This is a genomic window from Advenella kashmirensis W13003, from assembly GCF_000506985.1.
GTDB classification, from domain to species: Bacteria; Pseudomonadota; Gammaproteobacteria; order Burkholderiales; family Burkholderiaceae_B; genus Advenella; species Advenella kashmirensis_A.
The window spans coordinates 1,464,162-1,484,591 of record NZ_KI650979.1 but is presented as its reverse complement, the minus strand read 5'-3'; the positions used below and the strand labels follow the sequence as shown (position 1 = coordinate 1,484,591).

The 20,430-nt window shown below is 54.6% G+C and carries 18 protein-coding genes; 1 reads left to right on the top strand and 17 read right to left on the bottom strand.

The window, feature by feature from the left end; genetic code table 11:
• Positions 1 to 35 precede the first annotated feature (35 nt).
• From W822_RS30880 to W822_RS30840, 9 genes are all read right to left on the bottom strand, one after another.
• Positions 36 to 1,097, bottom strand: a complete 1,062-nt coding sequence (locus W822_RS30880) for a 2,5-dihydroxypyridine 5,6-dioxygenase NicX family protein (RefSeq protein ID WP_024004451.1) — start codon at positions 1,095 to 1,097, stop codon at positions 36 to 38.
• 34 nt (positions 1,098 to 1,131) lie between these two features.
• Positions 1,132 to 1,962 (bottom strand): alpha/beta fold hydrolase, encoded by an 831-nt coding sequence (locus W822_RS30875; protein WP_024004450.1) that lies wholly within the window; start codon positions 1,960 to 1,962, stop codon positions 1,132 to 1,134.
• A gap of 121 nt (positions 1,963 to 2,083) precedes the next feature.
• Positions 2,084 to 3,313 carry an FAD-dependent monooxygenase gene (locus tag W822_RS30870; RefSeq protein ID WP_024004449.1) on the bottom strand — a complete coding sequence of 410 codons (1,230 nt, stop codon included), beginning with the start codon at positions 3,311 to 3,313 and terminating at the stop codon, positions 2,084 to 2,086.
• 107 nt (positions 3,314 to 3,420) lie between these two features.
• On the bottom strand, positions 3,421 to 4,188 hold the full coding sequence (locus tag W822_RS30865) for an ABC transporter ATP-binding protein (RefSeq protein WP_437177140.1): 768 nt from the start codon (positions 4,186 to 4,188) through the stop codon (positions 3,421 to 3,423).
• Positions 4,185 to 4,994 (bottom strand): ABC transporter ATP-binding protein, encoded by an 810-nt coding sequence (locus W822_RS30860; protein WP_051401630.1) that lies wholly within the window; start codon positions 4,992 to 4,994, stop codon positions 4,185 to 4,187. The genes W822_RS30865 and W822_RS30860 overlap by 4 nt, the downstream gene beginning before the upstream one ends.
• Positions 4,991 to 5,989, bottom strand: coding sequence for a branched-chain amino acid ABC transporter permease (locus W822_RS30855; RefSeq protein ID WP_024004446.1), 999 nt, complete (start codon positions 5,987 to 5,989; stop codon positions 4,991 to 4,993). The genes W822_RS30860 and W822_RS30855 overlap by 4 nt, the downstream gene beginning before the upstream one ends.
• Complete coding sequence (locus tag W822_RS30850) at positions 5,986 to 6,858, bottom strand: branched-chain amino acid ABC transporter permease (protein ID WP_024004445.1); 873 nt, start codon at positions 6,856 to 6,858, stop codon at positions 5,986 to 5,988. Before W822_RS30850 ends, W822_RS30855 begins: the two co-directional genes overlap by 4 nt.
• Positions 6,859 to 6,887: 29 nt before the next feature.
• Positions 6,888 to 8,024: an ABC transporter substrate-binding protein gene (locus W822_RS30845; RefSeq protein ID WP_024004444.1), complete on the bottom strand. Its 1,137-nt coding sequence runs from the start codon at positions 8,022 to 8,024 to the stop codon at positions 6,888 to 6,890.
• 205 nt (positions 8,025 to 8,229) lie between these two features.
• The gene (locus W822_RS30840; protein ID WP_024004443.1) at positions 8,230 to 8,889 is read right to left on the bottom strand and encodes a dihydrofolate reductase family protein; all 660 of its coding nucleotides are present in this window, start codon (positions 8,887 to 8,889) and stop codon (positions 8,230 to 8,232) included.
• Positions 8,890 to 9,083: 194 nt separating this feature from the next.
• On the opposite strand from W822_RS30840, the gene W822_RS30835 reads away from it, so the two are divergent.
• The gene (locus W822_RS30835; RefSeq protein WP_031242358.1) at positions 9,084 to 9,773 is read left to right on the top strand and encodes a GntR family transcriptional regulator; all 690 of its coding nucleotides are present in this window, start codon (positions 9,084 to 9,086) and stop codon (positions 9,771 to 9,773) included.
• Positions 9,774 to 9,820: 47 nt separating this feature from the next.
• On the opposite strand, the gene W822_RS30830 is transcribed toward W822_RS30835, so the two are convergent.
• The 8 genes from W822_RS30830 to W822_RS30795 all read right to left on the bottom strand — a co-directional run bounded on the left by W822_RS30830 (position 9,821) and on the right by W822_RS30795 (position 20,312).
• Positions 9,821 to 10,792: a Bug family tripartite tricarboxylate transporter substrate binding protein gene (locus W822_RS30830; protein ID WP_024004441.1), complete on the bottom strand. Its 972-nt coding sequence runs from the start codon at positions 10,790 to 10,792 to the stop codon at positions 9,821 to 9,823.
• 90 nt (positions 10,793 to 10,882) lie between these two features.
• Positions 10,883 to 12,253 carry an acetyl-CoA carboxylase biotin carboxylase subunit gene (locus tag W822_RS30825; protein WP_024004440.1) on the bottom strand — a complete coding sequence of 457 codons (1,371 nt, stop codon included), beginning with the start codon at positions 12,251 to 12,253 and terminating at the stop codon, positions 10,883 to 10,885.
• Positions 12,254 to 12,292: 39 nt separating this feature from the next.
• On the bottom strand, positions 12,293 to 13,864 hold the full coding sequence (locus W822_RS30820; protein WP_024004439.1) for an acyl-CoA carboxylase subunit beta: 1,572 nt from the start codon (positions 13,862 to 13,864) through the stop codon (positions 12,293 to 12,295).
• Between the two features lie 29 nt (positions 13,865 to 13,893).
• A complete protein-coding gene (locus tag W822_RS30815) occupies positions 13,894 to 14,115 on the bottom strand; it encodes an acyl-CoA carboxylase biotin carboxyl carrier protein subunit (RefSeq protein ID WP_024004438.1) in 222 nt (73 codons plus the stop codon).
• Between the two features lie 44 nt (positions 14,116 to 14,159).
• Positions 14,160 to 15,428: a CaiB/BaiF CoA transferase family protein gene (locus tag W822_RS30810; RefSeq protein ID WP_024004437.1), complete on the bottom strand. Its 1,269-nt coding sequence runs from the start codon at positions 15,426 to 15,428 to the stop codon at positions 14,160 to 14,162.
• 297 nt (positions 15,429 to 15,725) lie between these two features.
• Positions 15,726 to 16,976 carry a c-type cytochrome gene (locus W822_RS30805; protein ID WP_024004436.1) on the bottom strand — a complete coding sequence of 417 codons (1,251 nt, stop codon included), beginning with the start codon at positions 16,974 to 16,976 and terminating at the stop codon, positions 15,726 to 15,728.
• On the bottom strand, positions 16,969 to 17,523 hold the full coding sequence (locus tag W822_RS30800; protein ID WP_024004435.1) for a (2Fe-2S)-binding protein: 555 nt from the start codon (positions 17,521 to 17,523) through the stop codon (positions 16,969 to 16,971). The genes W822_RS30805 and W822_RS30800 overlap by 8 nt, the downstream gene beginning before the upstream one ends.
• Positions 17,520 to 20,312: a xanthine dehydrogenase family protein molybdopterin-binding subunit gene (locus W822_RS30795; RefSeq protein WP_024004434.1), complete on the bottom strand. Its 2,793-nt coding sequence runs from the start codon at positions 20,310 to 20,312 to the stop codon at positions 17,520 to 17,522. Before W822_RS30795 ends, W822_RS30800 begins: the two co-directional genes overlap by 4 nt.
• Between the last annotated feature and the right edge of the window lie 118 nt (positions 20,313 to 20,430).

The window sequence follows — 20,430 nt, the reverse complement described above, 5'->3', positions numbered from 1 at the left end:
CGCGCCGAATCCCTGCCTCGCATACACCTCCTCGTTCACGACATCGCCTCCTGTCTGACCAGGGTAGACTCGATCACTTTGCCTTTCGCAACAACCTGCAGCTCGTCCAGATATACATCGCAGCTGCGCATGGGCACATCAATATGACATGCGGTTGTCCGGCTGCCCCCGGCTTCATTGTTCGGTCCGAGTGAGAACAGGAAATTCCCGCTAACAGCTCGCGCGTCCATCCCGATTGTTGCCTCCCGGTCGTACAGGCCAAGCGTGGACCAATAGGCGCGCTTCTGCAATCCCCAGCCGATATGCGATATAGCATAAGCCTCAGGATCGGCAAACGATTCGATATATTCCGTCAACATATCCGCTTCGACTCCCCCCTTGATGTCGGAAACAAAGCCGTTTTCCACTGTCAACACAATAGGCTCGCCGACATACGTTTTCATGGGCAGCAGAACATCGCCTTTTGTCAAAACAATGGTGCCTCTGGACTGTCCCTCGTTAGGCCAGGTGAAGGTGAACCCGCTAGGCCAATGATCCCAGCGTCCTGGCTCATCCACAAAGCCATACTCTGAAACGCAGGGATATTCGCCCAATGGACAGTACAGATCAGTACCGGACGCTGACGTAATTCTCATTTGTTTCGCCTGTTTAAGCAAAGCTGCTGCCGCCTGCGTGCGCACATAATCTTCGCGTGTCGGTTCGAGGCGCAACAGTACTTCCGGCGGCTCGACCGCAAGCAGGATTTTACCGCCCGCCTGCAGTATCTCGTGTTGCTCCGGGGAAAAAAGCAGGGTCATCAGGTCCAGAATCAAATCGCTGGCTTTCAAGGCTGCGATTGCCGGCAAATTGCCGGTCAGCGGAGTCGTACCCAGATAGGCTAGCGGATCACGGCTCAATGATTTTTCCGCGTTCACCGGCGGCAGGTCAAGACGGCTGACGATAGCGCCCAGCATTGTCGCAGCCGTGACAGCGCAGCGCAATGTCTGCGGATGGGTGTGGTCGCTGGTCAGCACGGTGACCGCGTCCCCTTTTTTTAATTTCGATAGATTCAGGACGTTGATCCATGCCTGAATCAGATCAGTATCTCGAACAGCCATAATAGCTCCTGTACCTGTTTGTTAAAACACATCATTAATCTGCCAGAGGATGTCCCAGAAAATCACCAAAGGCGCGATAGAATCCCGCCTCGTTATCCCAGGGAATCATGTGGCCCGCATCCGCAACCCGTACAAATTGCATTGCAGGTATGAGCTGCCGCAGTTCCTCTGCATCGGAATCACGAATGACATCTCCTCTGTCCGCGGCCATCAGCAGAACCGGAATATCAATCTGCCCGGCATCGGCATGAATGTCGTCTGTCTGGAAAGCATGGAAGCTTTCCGTGATCGCGCGCTCATTACAAGTATGCAGCCATTGCGCACGCAGCCTGAGCTGCTCCTCTGTCCAGGTCGGGCAGTATTCGCGCATTTGCTCGACGGTCATGCCCCGTTGTGCCTGTCTGATGGAGTCCACGTACCACCCAAGCTTTGCAGGATACGGACGCCGGCCCGGTCCCGATACCGGAGGGTCAACCGCAACAAGGCGAGCCAGGCCAACAGGGCGTCGGCCTGCCACCCGTAAGCCGATCCGGCCCCCCATCGAATGGCCCACAATTGAGTATGTCTGCAAGCCAGTCTTGGCGGCAAACGCAATGACATCGCTCGCCATCGCATCCAGGCTGTAATCAAGATCGTCCGTTGCCTGGCTCAACCCGCGGCCACGCGCATCAAGCACATACGTGTCGAAGTAACGGCCCAGGCGTTCGGCGACGAAACGCCAGGTTTCCACGGGACTGGTAATGCCCGGAATCACAATGACCGCGTCGCGCGTGGCCAGATCGCCGGTTTGGCCACCAAAACGCAAATAGTGCTGGCGGATACCATTGGCGAAAACATTGGCTCCATATTGGAATGTACTCTTCATAATGCTCGTTCCCTGATTTTTTCCTGCTGACGTCAAATCGCATTTGTCATAGGCTGGCACGTCCCGTGACGCCCAGCTACGGGTACCTGTGCAACAGTGCGGCTATGGCGATGGCAATTATTTATCCCACCGCCTCGTCGACAACGATCCTCTCTTTGCAATGTGTCGCGTCATACTCGTAAACCCATTCTGCCTTGATGCCAACTGCGTTGGGGTTTTCCGCCTGCTGCCTTTTAAGCGCCTCGTCCCTGGCCCGTTGTTCCTCGGGCGTAGACAAGTGGTAAGTACGGCCGCGCTCGCGCGCTTCGAGCTGGACGCGGGATGTACGCGGAAGCCGTTCGGCCTCGTAGCAACGCAGCGCCGACTGGTAATCATTCGGAAAATACGCGATCATTTCAGCCAACACAAAGGCGTCTTCAAGCGCCATGGCCGCACCCTGCGAAAGAAACGGCAGCATGGGGTGCGCCGCATCTCCAAGGAGCGTGACGCGATCTTTGGCCCATTGCTTCATAGGATCGCGATCAAACAACCCCCACTTGAATGTCTGTTCCGGATCAGTCTGCTCAAGCAAGTCAATAATGTTCTGGTGCCAGCCGCGGTAGGCCGCCAGCAGTTCCTCGCGGCTGCTGGGCTCGGTCCAGGATTCGGCGACCCACTCTTCGCTTTCGTTCACCGCTACGATGTTGACGGCTGCGCCGCCCTTGACGTAATACGTCACAATGTGTGCCTTGGGTCCAAACCAGAATGACGCGTCGGGGCTGACGAAAGGCAGCGGATGCTGCTGGACCGGCACCAGGGCGCGCCAGCACATATGGCCAGTGAAGCTGGGCTTATCTTTTCCCCAGAGCGCGTCGCGTACAGCCGAATGAATACCGTCGGCGCCGACAATAATGTCTGCCTCGAAGGTCGAACCATCTTCGAAATGCACCGTCGCTGAATCGGTATTTTGGGTCACGCCGGTGCAAACGGTATTGAACCTTACCCGTTCCGCCGGAATGTCCTTGCACAGAATGGCATGCAAATCGGCACGATGCACATGGTGAAAATCTGCCCCGAAATTGTCACGACACATTTGTTGCAGCGGCGTGCGAAACACTTCGCGCGCATCGTTCCAGTTTCTTCCCACCATGGCCTGGGGCAAAAAACCGATACGCTCCAGGTCGGCTTCCAGACCCAATCCTCTTAACACTTTCACTGCATTGGGCGTCATCTGAACGCCTGCTCCGATTTCTCCAAACGCCGGCGCCCGCTCAAACACATAGGCATCGATACCTTGTCGCTGCAATGCCCGTGCCAAGGCCGCCCCGCCAATCCCGCCCCCCACGATTCCGACTTTTGTGGATTTCGACATTACTTTCTCTCCTGTTCCAATCATGGATGCACACGCATACATAATTTATTAAATAAACAACTAATTAATTTTGTGTTGTTTGCGTCAACAACACGCCCGGGCGGTCCCTATGCCCCAAGATAAGCGTTCAGCAGTTCCGGATCATCCAGCAAACCGGCAGCCTCTTTTTCCGCGACCACTTTCCCGGTTTCATATACATATGCACGCGACGATACCGACAGCGCGTTATAAACATTCTGCTCGACCAGGACAACCGTGACGCCGTGCGCATTGATTTCCCGAACAAACTCAAAAACCTCTTCGGCCATGCGAGGGCTCAGCCCCAGACTCGGTTCGTCAAGCAATAACAATGAAGGCTCTGACATCAGCGCACGGCCTATAGCCAGCATCTGCTGTTCGCCGCCGCTCAGTGTGCCCGCCAATTGGCGATGCCGTTCCTTCAAGCGCGGAAACCGGTGATAGACTACGGCCACGCGATTTTCCACCTCCGCATTTTTCTTGCACAGATATGCGCCCAGCGTCAGATTTTCGTAAACCGTCATGGTGGGCCAAATGTGACGCTCTTCAGGCGATTGAGCAATCCCCTGCGCAACAATGCGATCGGCAGCAACGCCTGCAATATTGTTTCCCTGGTAAAGAATTTGTCCCGCTGTCGGCTTGAGCAGACCGGAAATCGCGCGCAATGTCGTGCTCTTTCCCGCCCCATTTGCCCCGATAAGCGCAACAACCTCTCCTTTTCGCACAGTCAGATTGATCCCGTGCAGCGCCTGCGTCTTGCCATAGCTGACATGCAAATCCTGAATTTCCAGCATGGCAATGTGTTGTCCGGACGAGCTTTGCGCCGGCATGACTGACGGCGACATGATTGCATTCATGATTTTTCCTTTGCGCTGCCGCCCAAATAAGCCTCGACCACTTTGAGATCTTTTTGCACTTGAGCGGGTGTGCCTTCAGCCAGTTTTTCACCGAAATGCATCACGACGACCCGATCCGAAACACTCATGATCAGTCCCATATTATGTTCAACGATCAGAATTGACTCGACCAGATCGCCTACCAGCTTTCTCAATACCTCGCCAAATAGTCTGGCTTCATGACTGTTGAGGCCCGCAGCCGGTTCATCAAGCATCAGTATTCTTGGCTTGGCAGCCAGTGCCAGCGCGACCTCCAGCAAACGCAATTCACCGCAAGAAAGCTGGCTTGCCGGCGTATTCATATGCCGGGACAAACCGATGGTATGGATGATCCGGGCTGCGCTATCCCGCACGCTCGCCTCTGTCCGTCGGACCTGCGCCGTCGGGAAAAAAGTCTTCCATACCGGTTGGCGTGCCTCGATATAGTGCCCTGTCAATACATTTTCAAAAACCGACAGCGATTTCAGGATATTGGTTTTCTGAAAACTGCGCACGATACCGCGGCGCGCCATGCCATAAGGCTTGTCACCTGTGACGTCCTGCTGGTCGAAATGAACAGTGCCGGCCGTGGGCGCATAAAATCCGGTGATCAGGTTGAAACACGTGGTTTTTCCTGCGCCGTTCGGGCCAATCAATCCAACAATTTCCCCTTGCTGCACGCTAAAGCTAATATCCTTCACGGCGTGGATCCCGCCAAACGATTTGCTCAGCCCGCTGACCTGCAGCGCGCCGCCCGGCGGCTGCTCGTGCACAACATTATTTATCATGCTGATCTCCTTTTGGTCCCCGGGACCGGCATGCTCACGGAAGTTGTGCCGTTTTTTTTCTCATACTTCTCCCGGCGGCTCGTTACGAACCCCATAATGCCTTTGGGAAGGAAGAGTACTATGGCAATGACGATCAGGCCAAATAATGACAAGCGCAATTCCTGCGCCTCGCGCAGATACTCTTCAAGAAAAGTAACCAGCAGAGCACCTACCAGGGGACCGATGAGTGTGCCTTTGCCGCCGATGAGTACCATGGTGATCATGGTGACCATGAATGCAAACCGGAACATTTCAGGCCCGACGAATGAAATGTAATGCGCATAGAATCCGCCGGCCATGCCGCTCAGGAATGCGCCTAGCACTAGTGCCATCATGGAATAATTAAGCGGACGAATGCCTATGGATTGCGCCACGTACCGGTTTTCACGGACCGCTACAGCCGCCCGTCCGGCATTCGAGTTCACGAACCGATATGCCAGATAAAGCGCAATCGCAAGCAAAGTCCAAGCAATGCCATAGTAAAAGTGCTTGCCTGCCAGATTGCTCATGCCCGATAGTAAATCCGGCTGGGGCACACCGGCAATTCCCATCGGTCCTTTGGTCACGGCCACCCAATTATTGGCAATCAGACGCAGCACCTCCGAGAACGACAGCGTGATGATGACAAAGAACGGACCATGCAGTCGCAATGTAATAGCGCCAATAAAGGTGCCCATGACTGCCGCGCACAGTCCGGCAGCCGGCACGGTCGCCCACATCGGCCACCCCGCCTGGGTGGACAACAGGGCGGCAGCATATGCGCCCGTTCCCAAAAACGCGGTATGACCTAAAGAAAACTCGCCGACATAGCCAACGACAAGATTCAGACTGGTCGCCAGCACCGCGTAAAACATGACGATGATTGCAACATGCAAAATATACTGGTCATTGACGAAAAACGGCAGGACCGCGGCCAGCAGCATGAAGCCGGCCAGACAATTTCGTTGAATGTTCATGCTCTCTCCGCACGTTTTGCAAATAGGCCATAAGGACGGAACAATAGGGTCAGAATCACCAAAACGAATCCGATGATATCCACCCAGCCCGTCGCGACATAACCGCCCCATAACGCCTCGGCCAGGCCAAGCAGGAGGCCGCCGACAATGGCACCCGCAAAGCTGCCCATACCGCCAAGAATCACCACGACAAAGGCCTTCATGCTGACCAGGCCTCCGATGGAAACCTGCGTCGAATAAATGGAACCCAGCAGCATGCCGGCCAGGGAGGCAATGACCGTGCCCATGGCAAAGGTGCCCGCATATATATTGGCGGTTTTGATGCCCACCAATTTGGCGGCCATCGGATCCTGAAATGTTGCTCGCATCGCCCGACCGAGCCGCGTTCTCTGAATCACCAGGTATGTAGCAATCATCAATACAATACTGACTGCAACTGCAAATAAACGCGCCTTTGTCAACACGACCGGCCCGAGAAATATCGGTCCGCCCGCCAGGGGAGACACGATTTTCAATGGCGCAGTGCCGACCAGCAAGAGTGCCGTATTGGCCAGAAAAATGGACAATCCGATCGTCAGCAGGATGCCTGGCTCCTCTCCCTGGTCACGAATGCGTTCAATCAGAAAGCGATCAATCAGCCAGCCGAACAGACCCAGCACAACCGCAACCAGCAACAGTCCGGAGAAAAAATCCAGGCCGAGCCGTGTTGTCGCCCACCAGCCCATTACGCCACCCATCATGTACAGCTCGCCATGGGCAAAATTGACGACGCGCATCAAGCCGAGGATCAGTGTCAGGCCCAGCGCGGACAACGCATAGAACGATCCGATCACCAAGCCATTTGCAACATACTGCGGTAACAATTCCATATCGGTCCCCTTTTCCTTGGCTGGCAGCACTAGGGCTTGTCAGTCTGTGCCTGGGTAATTACATTTGTCTTACCACCCTGAATTTGCACCAGGACAGTGTCGAACCCGTATCCTTCACCCTTTTCAGTAAAGCGAAAATGACCATTGGGCGCTTCGTAATCTGTCTTATACAAAGCGTCGCGAATTTTCTCCGGCTGGTCACTGCCCGCGCGCTCGATAGCCTGCATCAATATATTCATCGAGTTATAGCCAGACGCATCATATTTGCCAGGCAACTGCTTGTATTGTTTTTGATAATTCTCGACGAACGCCTCATTGCGGTCTCCCTTCATGTTGGATACATAAGGCACCGCCGCGTAGATGCCTTCCGATGCCTCTCCCGTCAGTCCGATGAAATCGGATGTAGCCCATGACCCAACGCCGAATACTTTGGTTTCGATGCCGAATTCCTTGAGCTGCTTGACCAGAATGGAGCCGTCCTGCGTCTCTGCCGCAACGAACACCCCGTCCGGATTCAGCGCGCGCAGTTTGGTCAAAAGAGTGTAATAATCGGTCGTTCCGTGATCAAAGTATTCCTTCATGACCGATTTGACACCCAGTTCATTCAGATACTTCTCGAAATCCTCGACGCCACCACGCCCCCAATCGTCGTTGACGCCTATGTAGGCAACCGTCTTGAGCTTCAGATCCCCGGCGAGAATTTTGCTGAATGTTTTGGCCATGAGACGATCGGTTTCAGCAGAGCGGAAAAAGTACTTCATCCCCTTTTCGGTAAGATCTGCCTTCGAAGACACACCCGACAAAAGCGGTATTTTGTATTTTTCGGCTACGGCCATGACGGCAGCGGTTGCGGAACTGCAGAACGCGCCCGCCAGCACCGGCACCTTATTTCGCTGGATCAACTTTTCCGCCGCATTGACCGAGTTTGCAGGCTGACATTGTCCGTCTTCAATCTGCAGCTCGACCTGGCGTCCGCCAATCCCCCCGCTGGCGTTGCGTTGCGCGACCGCGAGCCTGGCGCCTCTGACATAAGCCTGACCGTTATAGGCGACCGATCCGGTTAAGGGCTGAATGACGCCGATCCTGATCGGGCCGGACGGTTGTGCAGCGAACGCCGCACTGTTGAGAAACAACAATCCACTGATGGATAGCGTGATGAATTTCATTTGAACACTCCGGCGGTAATGTCTGGCGACAGCGGACCAATTTGGGCGCATCTAATAAATAATTAAACAACCAATTAATTATTAAATTACAATGACTCGTATCACATATGCAATAAGGGAAAACGTTAACAAAAGGGCAAGGCTGCCCTTTTCTCTAACAGAGCTGGAAAATCAGTTACGTGAGTGTTTCCAAGATTTCGCGCGATCAGCTCAATTGCGCCCGGCGCTGCAGTTCCTCGGGTGAAGGGTGCTCTGCGGCAAACGAACCCGTTTTGACTTCACCTGCGCGCGCATATCTGCTGAAAACCACACCGCTATCCGAAGCCCGCGTACGCCGCAGTGTGAACGCGGCCGGCGACACGTCCTCTCCAAACAACCGCTTGCCTTTACCTAAAATAATCGGAAAGGTCATGATTTGCATTTCATCGACCAGATCATGCGCCAGCAGTGTTTGCAGGAAGTCGGTTGAGCCCTGGGTCAGCAGGTCCGGGCCCTCCTCTGTTTTCAGTTTGCGCAGTGCCGCCACCGGATCCGTACCCAGCAACTCGCTATTTTGCCAGTTCAACTGGAAGCTGGCGTTGCGTGTCGCCACGTATTTGGTGACCTTGTCAAAGAGCGCGCCAAGCGGCTCTTCGGGGCCGGCGTAAGGCCAGTAGGCAGCAAAAATATCATAGGTTTTCCGGCCCAGCAACAGATCGAACGGGCGGGAAAACAGTTCGCCCACCAGGCTGCCCGCCGACTCGTCAAAATACGGCGCTACCCAGCCGCCGTATTTGAATCCATCGACAGGATCTTCGTCTGGTCCCCCTGGCGCCTGCATGACGCCGTCCAGACTGACGAATGCGCCAACAATAATTTTTCTCATCGATTGTCCCCTTGCTCAGGTTGAGAAGCACAACAATTCCGGTTGAAATAAAAATCCGATGCCGCGACGATCAGTATATACCTGTGCAAAGTCTGACACATTGTCTACAATAATAAATACTTAAATGCAAACATAATAAAATCAAACGCCCTGCGCATTCCTTATGCCGGGCAATTGGACAGGGAACGCACTATATGGTTGAAAACAGGGGGCCCAAAGCGGGCAAATCGGTGCCGCAACAGATACCCAGTCTGGAAAAGATCGTGGACATTCTTCGCAACCGGATCGTCAATCAGGAACTTCAGCCTGGGTCCAAACTAAGAGAATCGGTGCTGACCGACGAGTTCAATGTATCGCGTCCACGCATTCGCGAAGCGTTCGGTGTGTTGGAAGATCGTGGCCTGATCCAGCGCATACCGAATCGGGGAGCGGTGGTCACGCGTCTTGAAGCTGACGAGATTTTTGCCCTTTTCGAGGTACGCGAGGTTCTGGAAGCGCTCGCCGTTCGGCTGGCAACGGAACGATCTGATCCCGGCTCCTGGGCCGATTTGATAGAACGCTTCGGCACGCCCGCCGAACAGGCTGTGCAACGAGGCGATCTGGATTTCTACACGGAATGCATCAATATGTTCCGGGAACGCACCACGCTCGCTGCAGGCAATGCGATCCTGACGGATCAAATGGCAAGCTTCTATGACAGAACGAAAGTATTGATCAGGCGGCTTGTGCTGGTGCCTGGCCGCGCTGCCCAGGGGCTCAGGCAGCATCAGGAAATATTGCAAGCGATGTCTGCTGGCGATGCCGAACTGGCAGAACGCTTGAAAAGGGCCAATATCCGCAGTTCCCGGGAGAGCTTTTCAGAGTACCGGAAGTATCTGCTTTAAACGCAGCAAGATCAACCCTCGAAGCTGCGGAGAAAAGTCATCCTGACTTACTGTGGTTTGATACCGACGTTCTGACCGACCTGTGTCCACAACGCGACTTCTTTTTGTAAGGTACGGCCAAAGTCTTGCGCTGTCCCATTGCTCAGCGTCAAGCCACCGGCCTTGGTCAGCCTGTCTTGAATACTGGGGGTTTTCAGAACGGCATTGATTTCCTGATTAAGATGCTCGATCAGCTCATCAGGCATCCCTGCCGGCCCCATGACGCCGAAAAACAGGCTGCTGTTATATTCCGGCGCCCCGGCTTCGGCGAAAGTGGGTACATCCGGCACCAGCGCAGATCTTTCGGTCCCCGATATGGCAAGCCCCTTCGCTCGGCCGCTTGCAATCACCGGCGCTGCCAGAATGATGGTATCCATATAGGCGTCAATTTGATTTCCGAGTAATGCCGCACTCGCCTGACCATTCCCTTTGTACGGTATGTGCACAAGTTCAATACCCTTGGCACGAGCAAACGCTTCCATCGCCATATGAGTGGAACCGCCCACGCCCGAACTGCCAAAATTCACCGTCTTGGGATGCGTTTTCGCATAATCAATGAACTCCTTCAGACTGTTCACCGGCATTTTCGTCGAAGCCATCAAAACCGTTGGAAGCGTACCGATGAGTGCAATGGGCTTAAGCTCCGAGAGCACCTTGCCTGCATTTTTATATACAGCCGGATTCACGGCGATCGCGCTGGAAACCAACAGCAACGTATATCCATCGGCAGAGGCGCGTGCCGTGTCCTGCGCGGCAATGGATCCCCCTGCTCCAACTTTGTTTTCCACGACGATGGGCTGCTTGAGGCGGTTGGAAAGACCCTCTGCAACAATACGCCCTACGAGATCGGTCGCACTTCCTGCAGAAAAGCCAATGTACAATTTTATGGGTTTTGATGGATAATCCGACTTGGCCATGACGGGGCTATTGATTATAAATAAGCTGAAAATGACCACAAGCCTGCAAAATACTTTTAGCATGTCTCTCTCCTTTTATCCTGACTGATGTATGCAGCATTTTTTTGCGAGCCGCGCAGCGATAAGAGGCCCGAAGGCCCATCCACCTTGCCCTTACGCGGAAACCGTACTTCTTTTCATAAAATAATCATCGATAAAACCGGTGGTTGTATCGGCCGCGCCAAAGCGCTCGTCGGCAATCAATTCGGATAAAAATCGAGCGTTGGTCCCGACGCCATCGATCACCAGTTCATTCAATGCATACCGCTGGCGTGCGATCGCACTGTCGCGATCTTCACCATAAGCAATCACCTTTGCAATCATGGGATCGTAGAAGGGGCTGATTTGATCGCCCTGGCGAACACCGGTATCAATACGGCAACGCTCGTCCACAGTGGGCCAGTTCAGCTGGGTAATTGTGCCCGGAGACGGCAGAAATCCCTTATCGGGTCGCTCTGCATACAAGCGGCATTCAATCGCGTGGCCTTTTACCGAAATACTGTCCTGTGAGATCCGGCCAAGACCTCCCAGAGCGTGCCGAATCTGCCATTCGACCAGATCAATACCAGTCACCATTTCCGTCACGGGATGTTCAACCTGAATGCGCGTGTTCATTTCCAGGAAATACGCTAGTTCACGATCGCAGTCGTATATGAACTCCACGGTACCGGCCCCGCTGTAGTTTTGCGCACGGGCCAGGTTCACGGCAGCGCGATGCAACTGGTTCCTTATCGTCGGGGAAATATGCGGGGCCGGCGCCTCCTCAACGATCTTCTGAAAACGCCGCTGAATAGAGCACTCCCTGTCGTGCAAATGGATCGCCGTTCCGTCCCCAAAACCAAATATCTGGACTTCAACATGCTTTGCTCTCGGCACAAACCGCTCCAGATAAACGCCGCCATCACCAAATGCCTTTTCCGCCATGGATTGCGTCGATTCGACAGTCGGTATCAAATCCTGTGAAGACTTGATCTGACGCATTCCAATGCCGCCCCCGCCTGCGGCGGCTTTGACAAGCAGCGGATACCCCACGCCCCGGGCGGCGCTCTGTAATGCATGATTATCGCGCCCATCTATGCGGTCACTTCCCGGAAGGATCGGAACGCCTGATTCGCCGGCGATTTTTCGGGCTCGCTCCTTATCGCCCATATCAATAATGTTGGCGGGAGCCGGCCCTATCCATACCATGCCGGCGTCAGAAACGGCTTGCGCGAATGCTGCGTTTTCCGACAAAAATCCATATCCCGGATGAATCGCCGTCGCGGCCGTTTCGCGGCCAGCCGCCAGGATCGCTTCAACTTTCAAATAGCTGTCGCGTGCGTGCGATCCTCCAATTGCAATTGCCTGGTCTGCCAGTGCCACATGCCGGGAATGGCGATCGATATCGGAATAAACCGCCACGGCCTCAAGCCCCATGCGATGGCAACTCTCGATAATCCGACACGCAATTTCTCCCCGATTGGCGATGAGAATTTTCTGTACCATTTTTCATCCTTAATCATTACAGCCAGGCTGATGCCAGGATCAGGGCTGGACACCATATCGAGGCTTAAGGCCTACTTCTGTTCGCAGCCGCTGTTCTGCCAGCGCGATGAATTCGCACAATATGGGTCGGGTTTGCCGCGGGTCGATGACATCTTCTACTGCAAACGCTTCTGCCGTTCTGAAAGGGCTCGCAAACGGCTTGAGTTCCGCTTCAATTTCTCTTTCGCGTGCGGCGGGATCGGGCGCTGACATAATATCCTTGCGAAAGGCTGCGGCCACACCCCCTTCGACAGGTAAAGAACCCCATTCGGCAGAAGGCCAGGCGAGCTTGAGATCAATATCATTTTTATTGCAGGTCGCCATTCCTGCCATGCCATAGCACTTTCTGATCACAAGTGTGATAGTTGGCACACGTAATTTTCCGGCTACACACACCGCACGCATTCCTTCCCGTAACGTGCCCTCCTGCTCCGCTTTTAAACCGACCATAAAGCCGGGCACATCGACAAAGAAGACAAGCGGGATATGAAACGTGTCGCATAGCTCCATGAAATGGATTTGTTTTCGGGCAGAATGAACATCCATTGCGCCGCCGTAGACCATGGGGTTATTGGCAATAATGCCGACCGGCCTTCCGCCAAGCCGCGCCAGCGTCGTCATGACCGACTTGCCGTAGCTCGGTTGCAGATCGAAGCACGAATCCTTGTCGCAAACCATGCGAACAAGCCGCTGCATGTTGTAGGCTTGAGTGCGTTTTTCCGGCACAATCGTGGCCAGTTGAGGATCGCAGCGATCGATCGGATCAAGGCTTTCTTCCACCGGCGGCAGTTCCCACACATTGGCAGGCATGTAGCTCAGAAAACGGCGGATTTGCCCAATCGCGTCCTCCTCCGAAGTCGCCGCGTTATGGATGGTGCCTGCGGTATCGACTGCTATTTTTGTGCCACCGAGATCATTTTTTTCAACGACCTGACCCAACGAGCGCTTAACGACAGGCGGGCCGGCTGCAAATATCTGACTGGTGTTGTTGACCATCACTGAAAAATGCGACAGGATAGCGCGCCCTGCCGGCCCGCCCGCCGCGGTTCCAAGGACGGCCGAGGCGACCGGCACCATGCCCAGCAACTCAACCGAGCGCTCAAAGCCGTGCACGCCAGGGAAAACACTGTGACCACGTCTTTTAATCGACGTCACGCTGCCGCCAGCCCCATCGATAAGATTGACCAGCGGGATGCGATAATGAAATGCCAGATCTTCGATGAATCCGCCTTGCCCCCCTTTTCTGCGCGTACTTCCAAAAGTCGTTCCGCCACGCACCGTAAAGTCTTCACCCCCCAGCGCGACCGGCCGACCGTCTATTTTGGCCAATCCCGCGACATACGGTGCCGGTGTAACCGAAACAAGACGATTATCGGCGTCATAGCTGCCGGTCCCGGCAAGCGCGCCGACCTCGCGAAAACTGTCCTGGTCGACCAGTTTATCGATACGTTCGCGTATGGTCAGCCGACCTGCTTCGTGTTGACGCGCAATCGCTGCAGGGCCGCCCATTTTTTTAGACTCAGCCTGGCGAAACGACAATTCCGGAAATACGGTATCTTGACGGTCATCCATGTTTTCCTCCTTCACGGGCGATGAGTTTTTCATGATTTGACCACGCAAAGTCGTTGGCCCTCGTTCACGGAATCTTCTGGCACCACGTCTATTCTTTCCAGCGTACCGCTCGTTTCCGCTTCAACCGGAATTTCCATTTTCATGGATTCCAGAATCATGATGACATCACCCTCCCGGACCTGATCACCCACGGCTCGTTCCACTTTCCACACTGTTCCTGTAACGGGCGAGTTGATTTCAATTTCTGACATTCTGATCGTCTCCTGTTATGTACATGCGGGGCTGGGGGCAGAATTTAAGATGTTGATCTGCCTGCGCTGCCCGCCTCTTTTTTACTGTGAATGATGTCCAGTCCGGACAGTTCACTGATTTGTTCCGGGCTCAGCCCGGCTACTTGGGAAAGCACGGTTTCGGTATCCTGTCCGATGTCGCGTCCCGGCCACTGCACAGAACCGGGGGTCCTGGACATTCGTGGTATTACATTTGCCATAGCGACCGGGCCAAGCGACGGATCTTCGGGAGAAATAATCATGTCCCGGGCCCTGTAATGCGGATCATCGAAAATATCCTTGATGTTGAATATTCTGGACGCGGGCACTTCGGCTTGCCCGAGTTTTTTCTCCAGTGTCTCCAGGTCATGCGCCGCCGTCCATTCCCCTACGATTTCATCCATCAGGTCTTCATTCTGCGCGCGCCCCTGGGGGTCGGCGAAGCGCGGGTCACTCAGCAGATCTTCCCGCTCCATTACTGCAACCAGACGCTTATAAATACTTTGTGAACCGGCGGTAATATGAATGTAGCGACCGTCGGACGTCGAGTAGAGCGAATTGGGCGTATGTCCCGGCAAGCGCGAGCCGCAGCGCGTGGCAATCAGGCCCAATTGCTGGTAGGCAGGAATATGCGGCTCCATGAAACTGAATGCCGCCTCATAGAGTGCCGCATCGACCACTTGCCCTTTACCGGTACGGTTCCTGTCGATGGCCGCCATGACCGCACCGAAGGCGGCATATAAGCCGGTGATGTAATCGGTTACGGAAACGGCAACACGGGCCGGCGCCCTGTCAGGGTCGCCGGTTATTTCACGCAGTCCGCTGAAAGCTTCGCAAACTACGCCATACCCCGGACGGCGGCTGTAGGGTCCGTCCTGCCCATATCCGCTGATGCGAACCAGGATTAGGCCAGGATTTACCGCCGCCAGACTGTCATAATCCAGCCCCCATTGCTCCAGCTTGCCCGGCTTGAAATTTTCAATCACGATATCGGCCCGCTCACACAGGGTGCGGACAAGATCCCGGCCTTTGCTCTGGCGAAGATCAATGGATATATTTTTTTTGTTTCTCAGAATGGACGCACCATAAAGGGAACGCCCGTTCTTGTGGCTGCCCATGGAGCGTACGGCATCGCCTTCTTTTTGCTCAACCTTGATCACTTCAGCGCCAAAGTCTGCCAACAGGCGCGCGCAGAAAGGACCCGCTACCGTGGAGCCGAGTTCAATGACGCGATAACCCGCCAGTGGCCCTTTTCCACCGTTATCGGTTACACGCTGACTGTTGCTGTTGTGCATTTCGTCCCTTTCAATGAATGTGGCGGCCCCAACTGCTTTGTCCCCGTCCGGATTGGCCTTTGATTTGATTATATATAGGGCACCAACATAACGTCAACAATAATGTATACATTTTTGTTTTCATAAAAACAGGCGCGCACCAAGTAGATGCGGTTGCAACTTTCTAATTGTCAGAAGCGGAAAAATAAAAGGCGAAATCCGCCGCCGGCCCTGTTTTTATTGTGTACTGGAGCCGGCAGCGGTATACCTGTGAGAATTCAAAACGGCGGTGTGAGCTGCACCTGCATTGCAAGGTGATTAATGCCCCCGCAACTCTGCGATCTGTCCGGGCTTGATATCTCCCGGCAAGCCCCCCCATGTGGTGCGCGTGTAATTGACCAGATCAGCCATTTGCTCATCATTCATCTTGCCGGCAAAACCAGGCATGCTTTGCATGTGGCCCGTACCCGGAAACGACTGTTCCGGCAAACCATCAAGAACAGAGGCAATCAGATTAACGGCGTCGGGCTGACGGATGGTCGCGTTGCCTGCCATTGCCGGTGCAACATTGGGCTTGCCCTCGCCCGAGACGCCGTGACAACCGGCACACAGGTTCAGATAATGCGCTCTGCCCTGCTCGCCACCCGGCTGAATGGCTACTTTTTTCGCGGCAGGCGGCTGATCCCCCATCAAATAGGTTGTCATCGCTTTCAGATCGTTCTTGTTCAGATACTGCGTGCTCAGGGCAACGACCATGTGCATTTCACTGAAGGCGGACCCCTGCGGTGCGTTGCCGGTGGCCAGGAAACGGCTCAGGTCTTCCGGCGTCCAGCCGCGTTCGGCCAGACCGTCAGGTGTAATATCTGCAGCCTTGAAACGCCCCAGCGTGCCGCCCTCAAGCTGCTTGTCCAGATCCATCTGGCCGAACATCCCGCGCGGTGTATGGCACTCGGCGCAATGTCCCATAACATCGGTGAGATAACGTCCGCGCACCCACAGCTCGGAATCACCCTTGGAGACTGCCGGTAACGGATCTGTGTTCTGGAACAGCAGATTCCACCCAATCATCAGAAAACGCTGATTGAACGGAAACGGAAGGCTGTTTTCAGGCGTCGGAACGTCAATGGCTGGACGGGTCATCAAATAGGCATAGATGTCGTCCAGATCCTGATCGCTCATGAGATGATAGGAGTTGTAGGGCATGGCCGGGTATAGATGGCGGCCTGTGGGCGTCACACCGTCCCTTACTCCCCGGCGGAAATCCTCGGCAGTCCATCGGCCGATGCCATAATCGGCTGACGGTGTAATATTGCTGCCATGCACCGTGCCGAAAGGGGTTTCCATGGGGAAGCCGCCTGCAAACAGGCCACCACCCTCGACCGTATGACACGCGGCACAGTCGGCTGCCCTGGCGGCGTAGCGGCCGCGCTCGATCTGTTCGTCGGTTGCTGTCACTTTCTGCACGGGATTGTCATTGCTGCGGTGCTCACGCCACCATAATATCGCTACGATAATCAGCAGAAGAATCACCAGTATCGACAAGGCCGGCAGGATACGTCTTTTAGCCATTTGCCGTCTCCTTGATCAGACCCGGTGTTTTGAGCACAACATCGCGCACCGCTTCGTAGTACCTAACGTAGCCAGTGCAACGACAAATGTGATTGTTCATGGCCTTCAGTATCGCGTCTTCCAGTTCGTCACGGGCAATCGGCTTGCGCTTGAGTCCCTCGATAAATACGGTGGCGGCATTGACAAACCCGGGCGTGCAGTAGCCACACTGAAAGCTGTAATGATCCATGAACGCCTGCTGTACGGCAGAAGGCGTCTCTTCACCTTTATCATTGACGGTGGCATGTCCTTCAACGGTCCGAATGGTTTTGCCGTCAAAGTAATGCGCACCGGTGATACAGGTGCGGGTTTCGTGACTGCCGCCGTCCGCTTCGTCCTCAATTACCACACAGGCGTGGCATACGCCCTGGCCACAGCCGAGTCGCGAACCAGTCAGGTGCACGTATTCATGCAGAAAATCAATCATCATCAGCCCTTCGGGCACGTCGATGGGTCCCTGTTTCTTGCCATTGATGGTCAGGGTAATGGGTTTAGTCGTGATGGTCATTGAAATACCTCTTTAATATTTTCGGCGCGAACCGGCAGTTCACGGAAATAATGTCCGGTCGCATGGGCAATGGCATTGATGACGGCTGCCACAACCGGGATCATGACGACTTCGGCCATACCTTTTGGCGGATCGGTCTCCGATAGCGGCGGCAGAATATCGCCCGTCTGTTTCCAGACTGCGACATCACTGGCACGTGGTACCTGATAGCGATTGAAATTCCAGGTGCCATCACCCGGGCCATCTTCATACAGAGGTAAATATTCATGCAGGGCATGACCAATTCCCATGGCAAGGCCGCCCTGCAACTGCCCCGACACCAGTTCGGGCACAATCAGATTGCCGCACTCAAGAAAGGAATGGTGATCCATCAGTTCAACCGCACCCGTGCCGGTATCCACCGCCAGTTCCACCAGCGTTCCGATCGCGCTGTAGTAGGTCACGGCCGCGTTATTGCGCTGCATCGGCGGATAGTAAACACGATCCCGCGCAATGGCTTCGTATGCCTCGCTACTTCCCTTGCGCAGCGAAAGGCCATCGATGGGAAGGCGCTGTTGCCGCCCATCCAATGTGAAATCCGCTTCTGCCCATTGCCAGCGATTGAAACTGTGCACGACCACGCCTGTGACCAAGCCCATCTCATGCGCTTTTTTGGCCAAAGACACAAATGGCAGAATCTGCATACCTGCGGCGGTCAGGCCCTCGGGAACCCAGCGCGCATCTTCCATTCGCACGACCAGCGGCGCGGCCTGGCCGCCGCCGATGCCGGACTTCCAGATCTCCAGGGCTGCTGGCCATAACCCATGCTCAAACAGCAAACGTGATGCTTCACGCGTTGTATGCGAGAAATAAAACGCAGAATTGCTGGCGCTGGAAGGCGAGCAATAAGAAGGACTCCAGAACGGATCAGCCGACAGTCGGTCCTGGTCTTCCTGTGACATCATATATGGATCGGCTGTGGCCACCATGGGCAGCATATCCCAGTCAGTGAATGAAAAATGCGACTCATCGGCGGGCCGGCCCATCCACTGGGCACAGACAACCGCCTGTGACGTAGTCATGCCGGTGCCCATTTCGGCGCCGCTGTGCCTGAGCACCACTTTGCCGTCAGCGGTAAACTCCACGCGGGCAAAGGACGTTTCCGCTCCGGTGCCGAAATCTTTCTGCACACAGGCAAATCCGACGCCATAGCGTTTGCCCGGATGCTGTTTTTCAAATTCCGCCTTGCGCTGCGCGCGCGCTGTCCACATTTCATGTTTCGCCGCCAAATCCAGAATCTCATCGGCGCGGATAGCCCCGGCAGGAATCGCGCCCTGGGTGTTTTTCATGCCCGATTTGAGCACATTGCGTTTGCGAAAATCGATGGGATCAAGCTTAAGTCGCGCTGCCATTTCATCCATCATCATTTCCGTCGCTGCCATGCTCTGCAAGGTGCCATAGCCGCGTGCCGAACCGGCGTCAATGGCGCGTGTCGCCAGACCTACGGAAGCAAAGTCGCTCTTTGGAATGTAGTAGATCGACTGAGCTGCGGTGGCGGCCACCATCACGACGGACGGTGTAAAGTTGCATCGTCCGCCTCCGTTGCCCGTCATATAGCCGCGGAAAATATCAATTTTTCCTGTCGACTTATTCACTGCCATCGAATATGAAATATCGAATGCATGGCGCTTGATAGACGTTTGAAAATGCTCATACCGGTCGTTGGCAAGCCTGACAGGAAGGCCCCCGCCATACATGGCCACCATTGTGCCCACAAAGGGAAAGCTGCTATGGTCTTTGGACCCGTATCCCACGGTATAACAGGGATGCATGATCAGTCGTTTGATGGCCGGATTCATTTTGGCCAGCATTTTGGGAATCTCTGCGGCCAGCTCAGGAGGAGACTGAGTCGGGATGACCATATGCAGCGTCTCCGACGCCTGGTCGAACCAGCCATTGGTATTGTCCGCTTCCATGGCGGACGTATCCACTGATTGAGAGAAGTAGTCTGCGATCAGCACTTCCATCTCATCTGACGGTTTTTTGATTGCGCTGTCAAGCTGCTGGGCATAAAACATGCCTTCCTCATCCAGCTTGCCGCCTTCGCGCGCCTCAGGCCATACCGGCAAACGCTTGCGCAAGCCGGCCGGAAAGATAGGCATATCCTTCAGGCTGGAAAAGACGTCCTCAGCGTAAGGATCTTCGCCGCCGACACGCACATAGCGGAACGATGCCCACGGGTCTCGCTCAAGCGGCCCGGTTTTCTCACCGTAGCGGATGGCCTCCGGATGGAACTGGATCGCATTTTTTGCGAACCGAAAACGAGCAAAATCATGATAGATGAGCACCGCGACCGCGTGCCCGAGATAGGCTGGCGTTTTCCCCACGGGCAGCAGCATGTCTTCGCCATAGAATTCGGGAAAAGCAATACCGTCTTTGGCCAGATCTTCGGCTGTCACCAGACGGTCGGGTTTGAGGTCCTCGCCCAGGCGCGACAGATCGATTCCCTTGAATATGCGGTCTGCCTGCGTCGCGCGCAGAATAAAAGCGTGGGCCTGTTTTTGTGGCCAGTGCGGCATATCCGTTGCGCGGATATCGTAGGCAAATACTTTCTTGCCAAGCGCTTTTGACTTGGCATCGATCCGGTGGCGAATTCTTCCGGTGTCCGGGTTCCAGATCGGGGTTTGCAAAATTTTTTCTTCGAACAGGGCGCTGTACGCCCTGCTGTTGAGTGGCGCCAGATACACGGTAATGCCCGCTACCACCGATTTTTTCAGAAAAAGTCGTCTTGACGGATTAAGCTGACTCATAAATTGCCTTTTCATATGTTTTAACGTTTCTTTCAACCGACTGAAACTTACAACAAAACCAATTCAAATGAGATTTCAATTGAAAACTGCCGGCTGAAAGATTACTGCAGCCCGTATC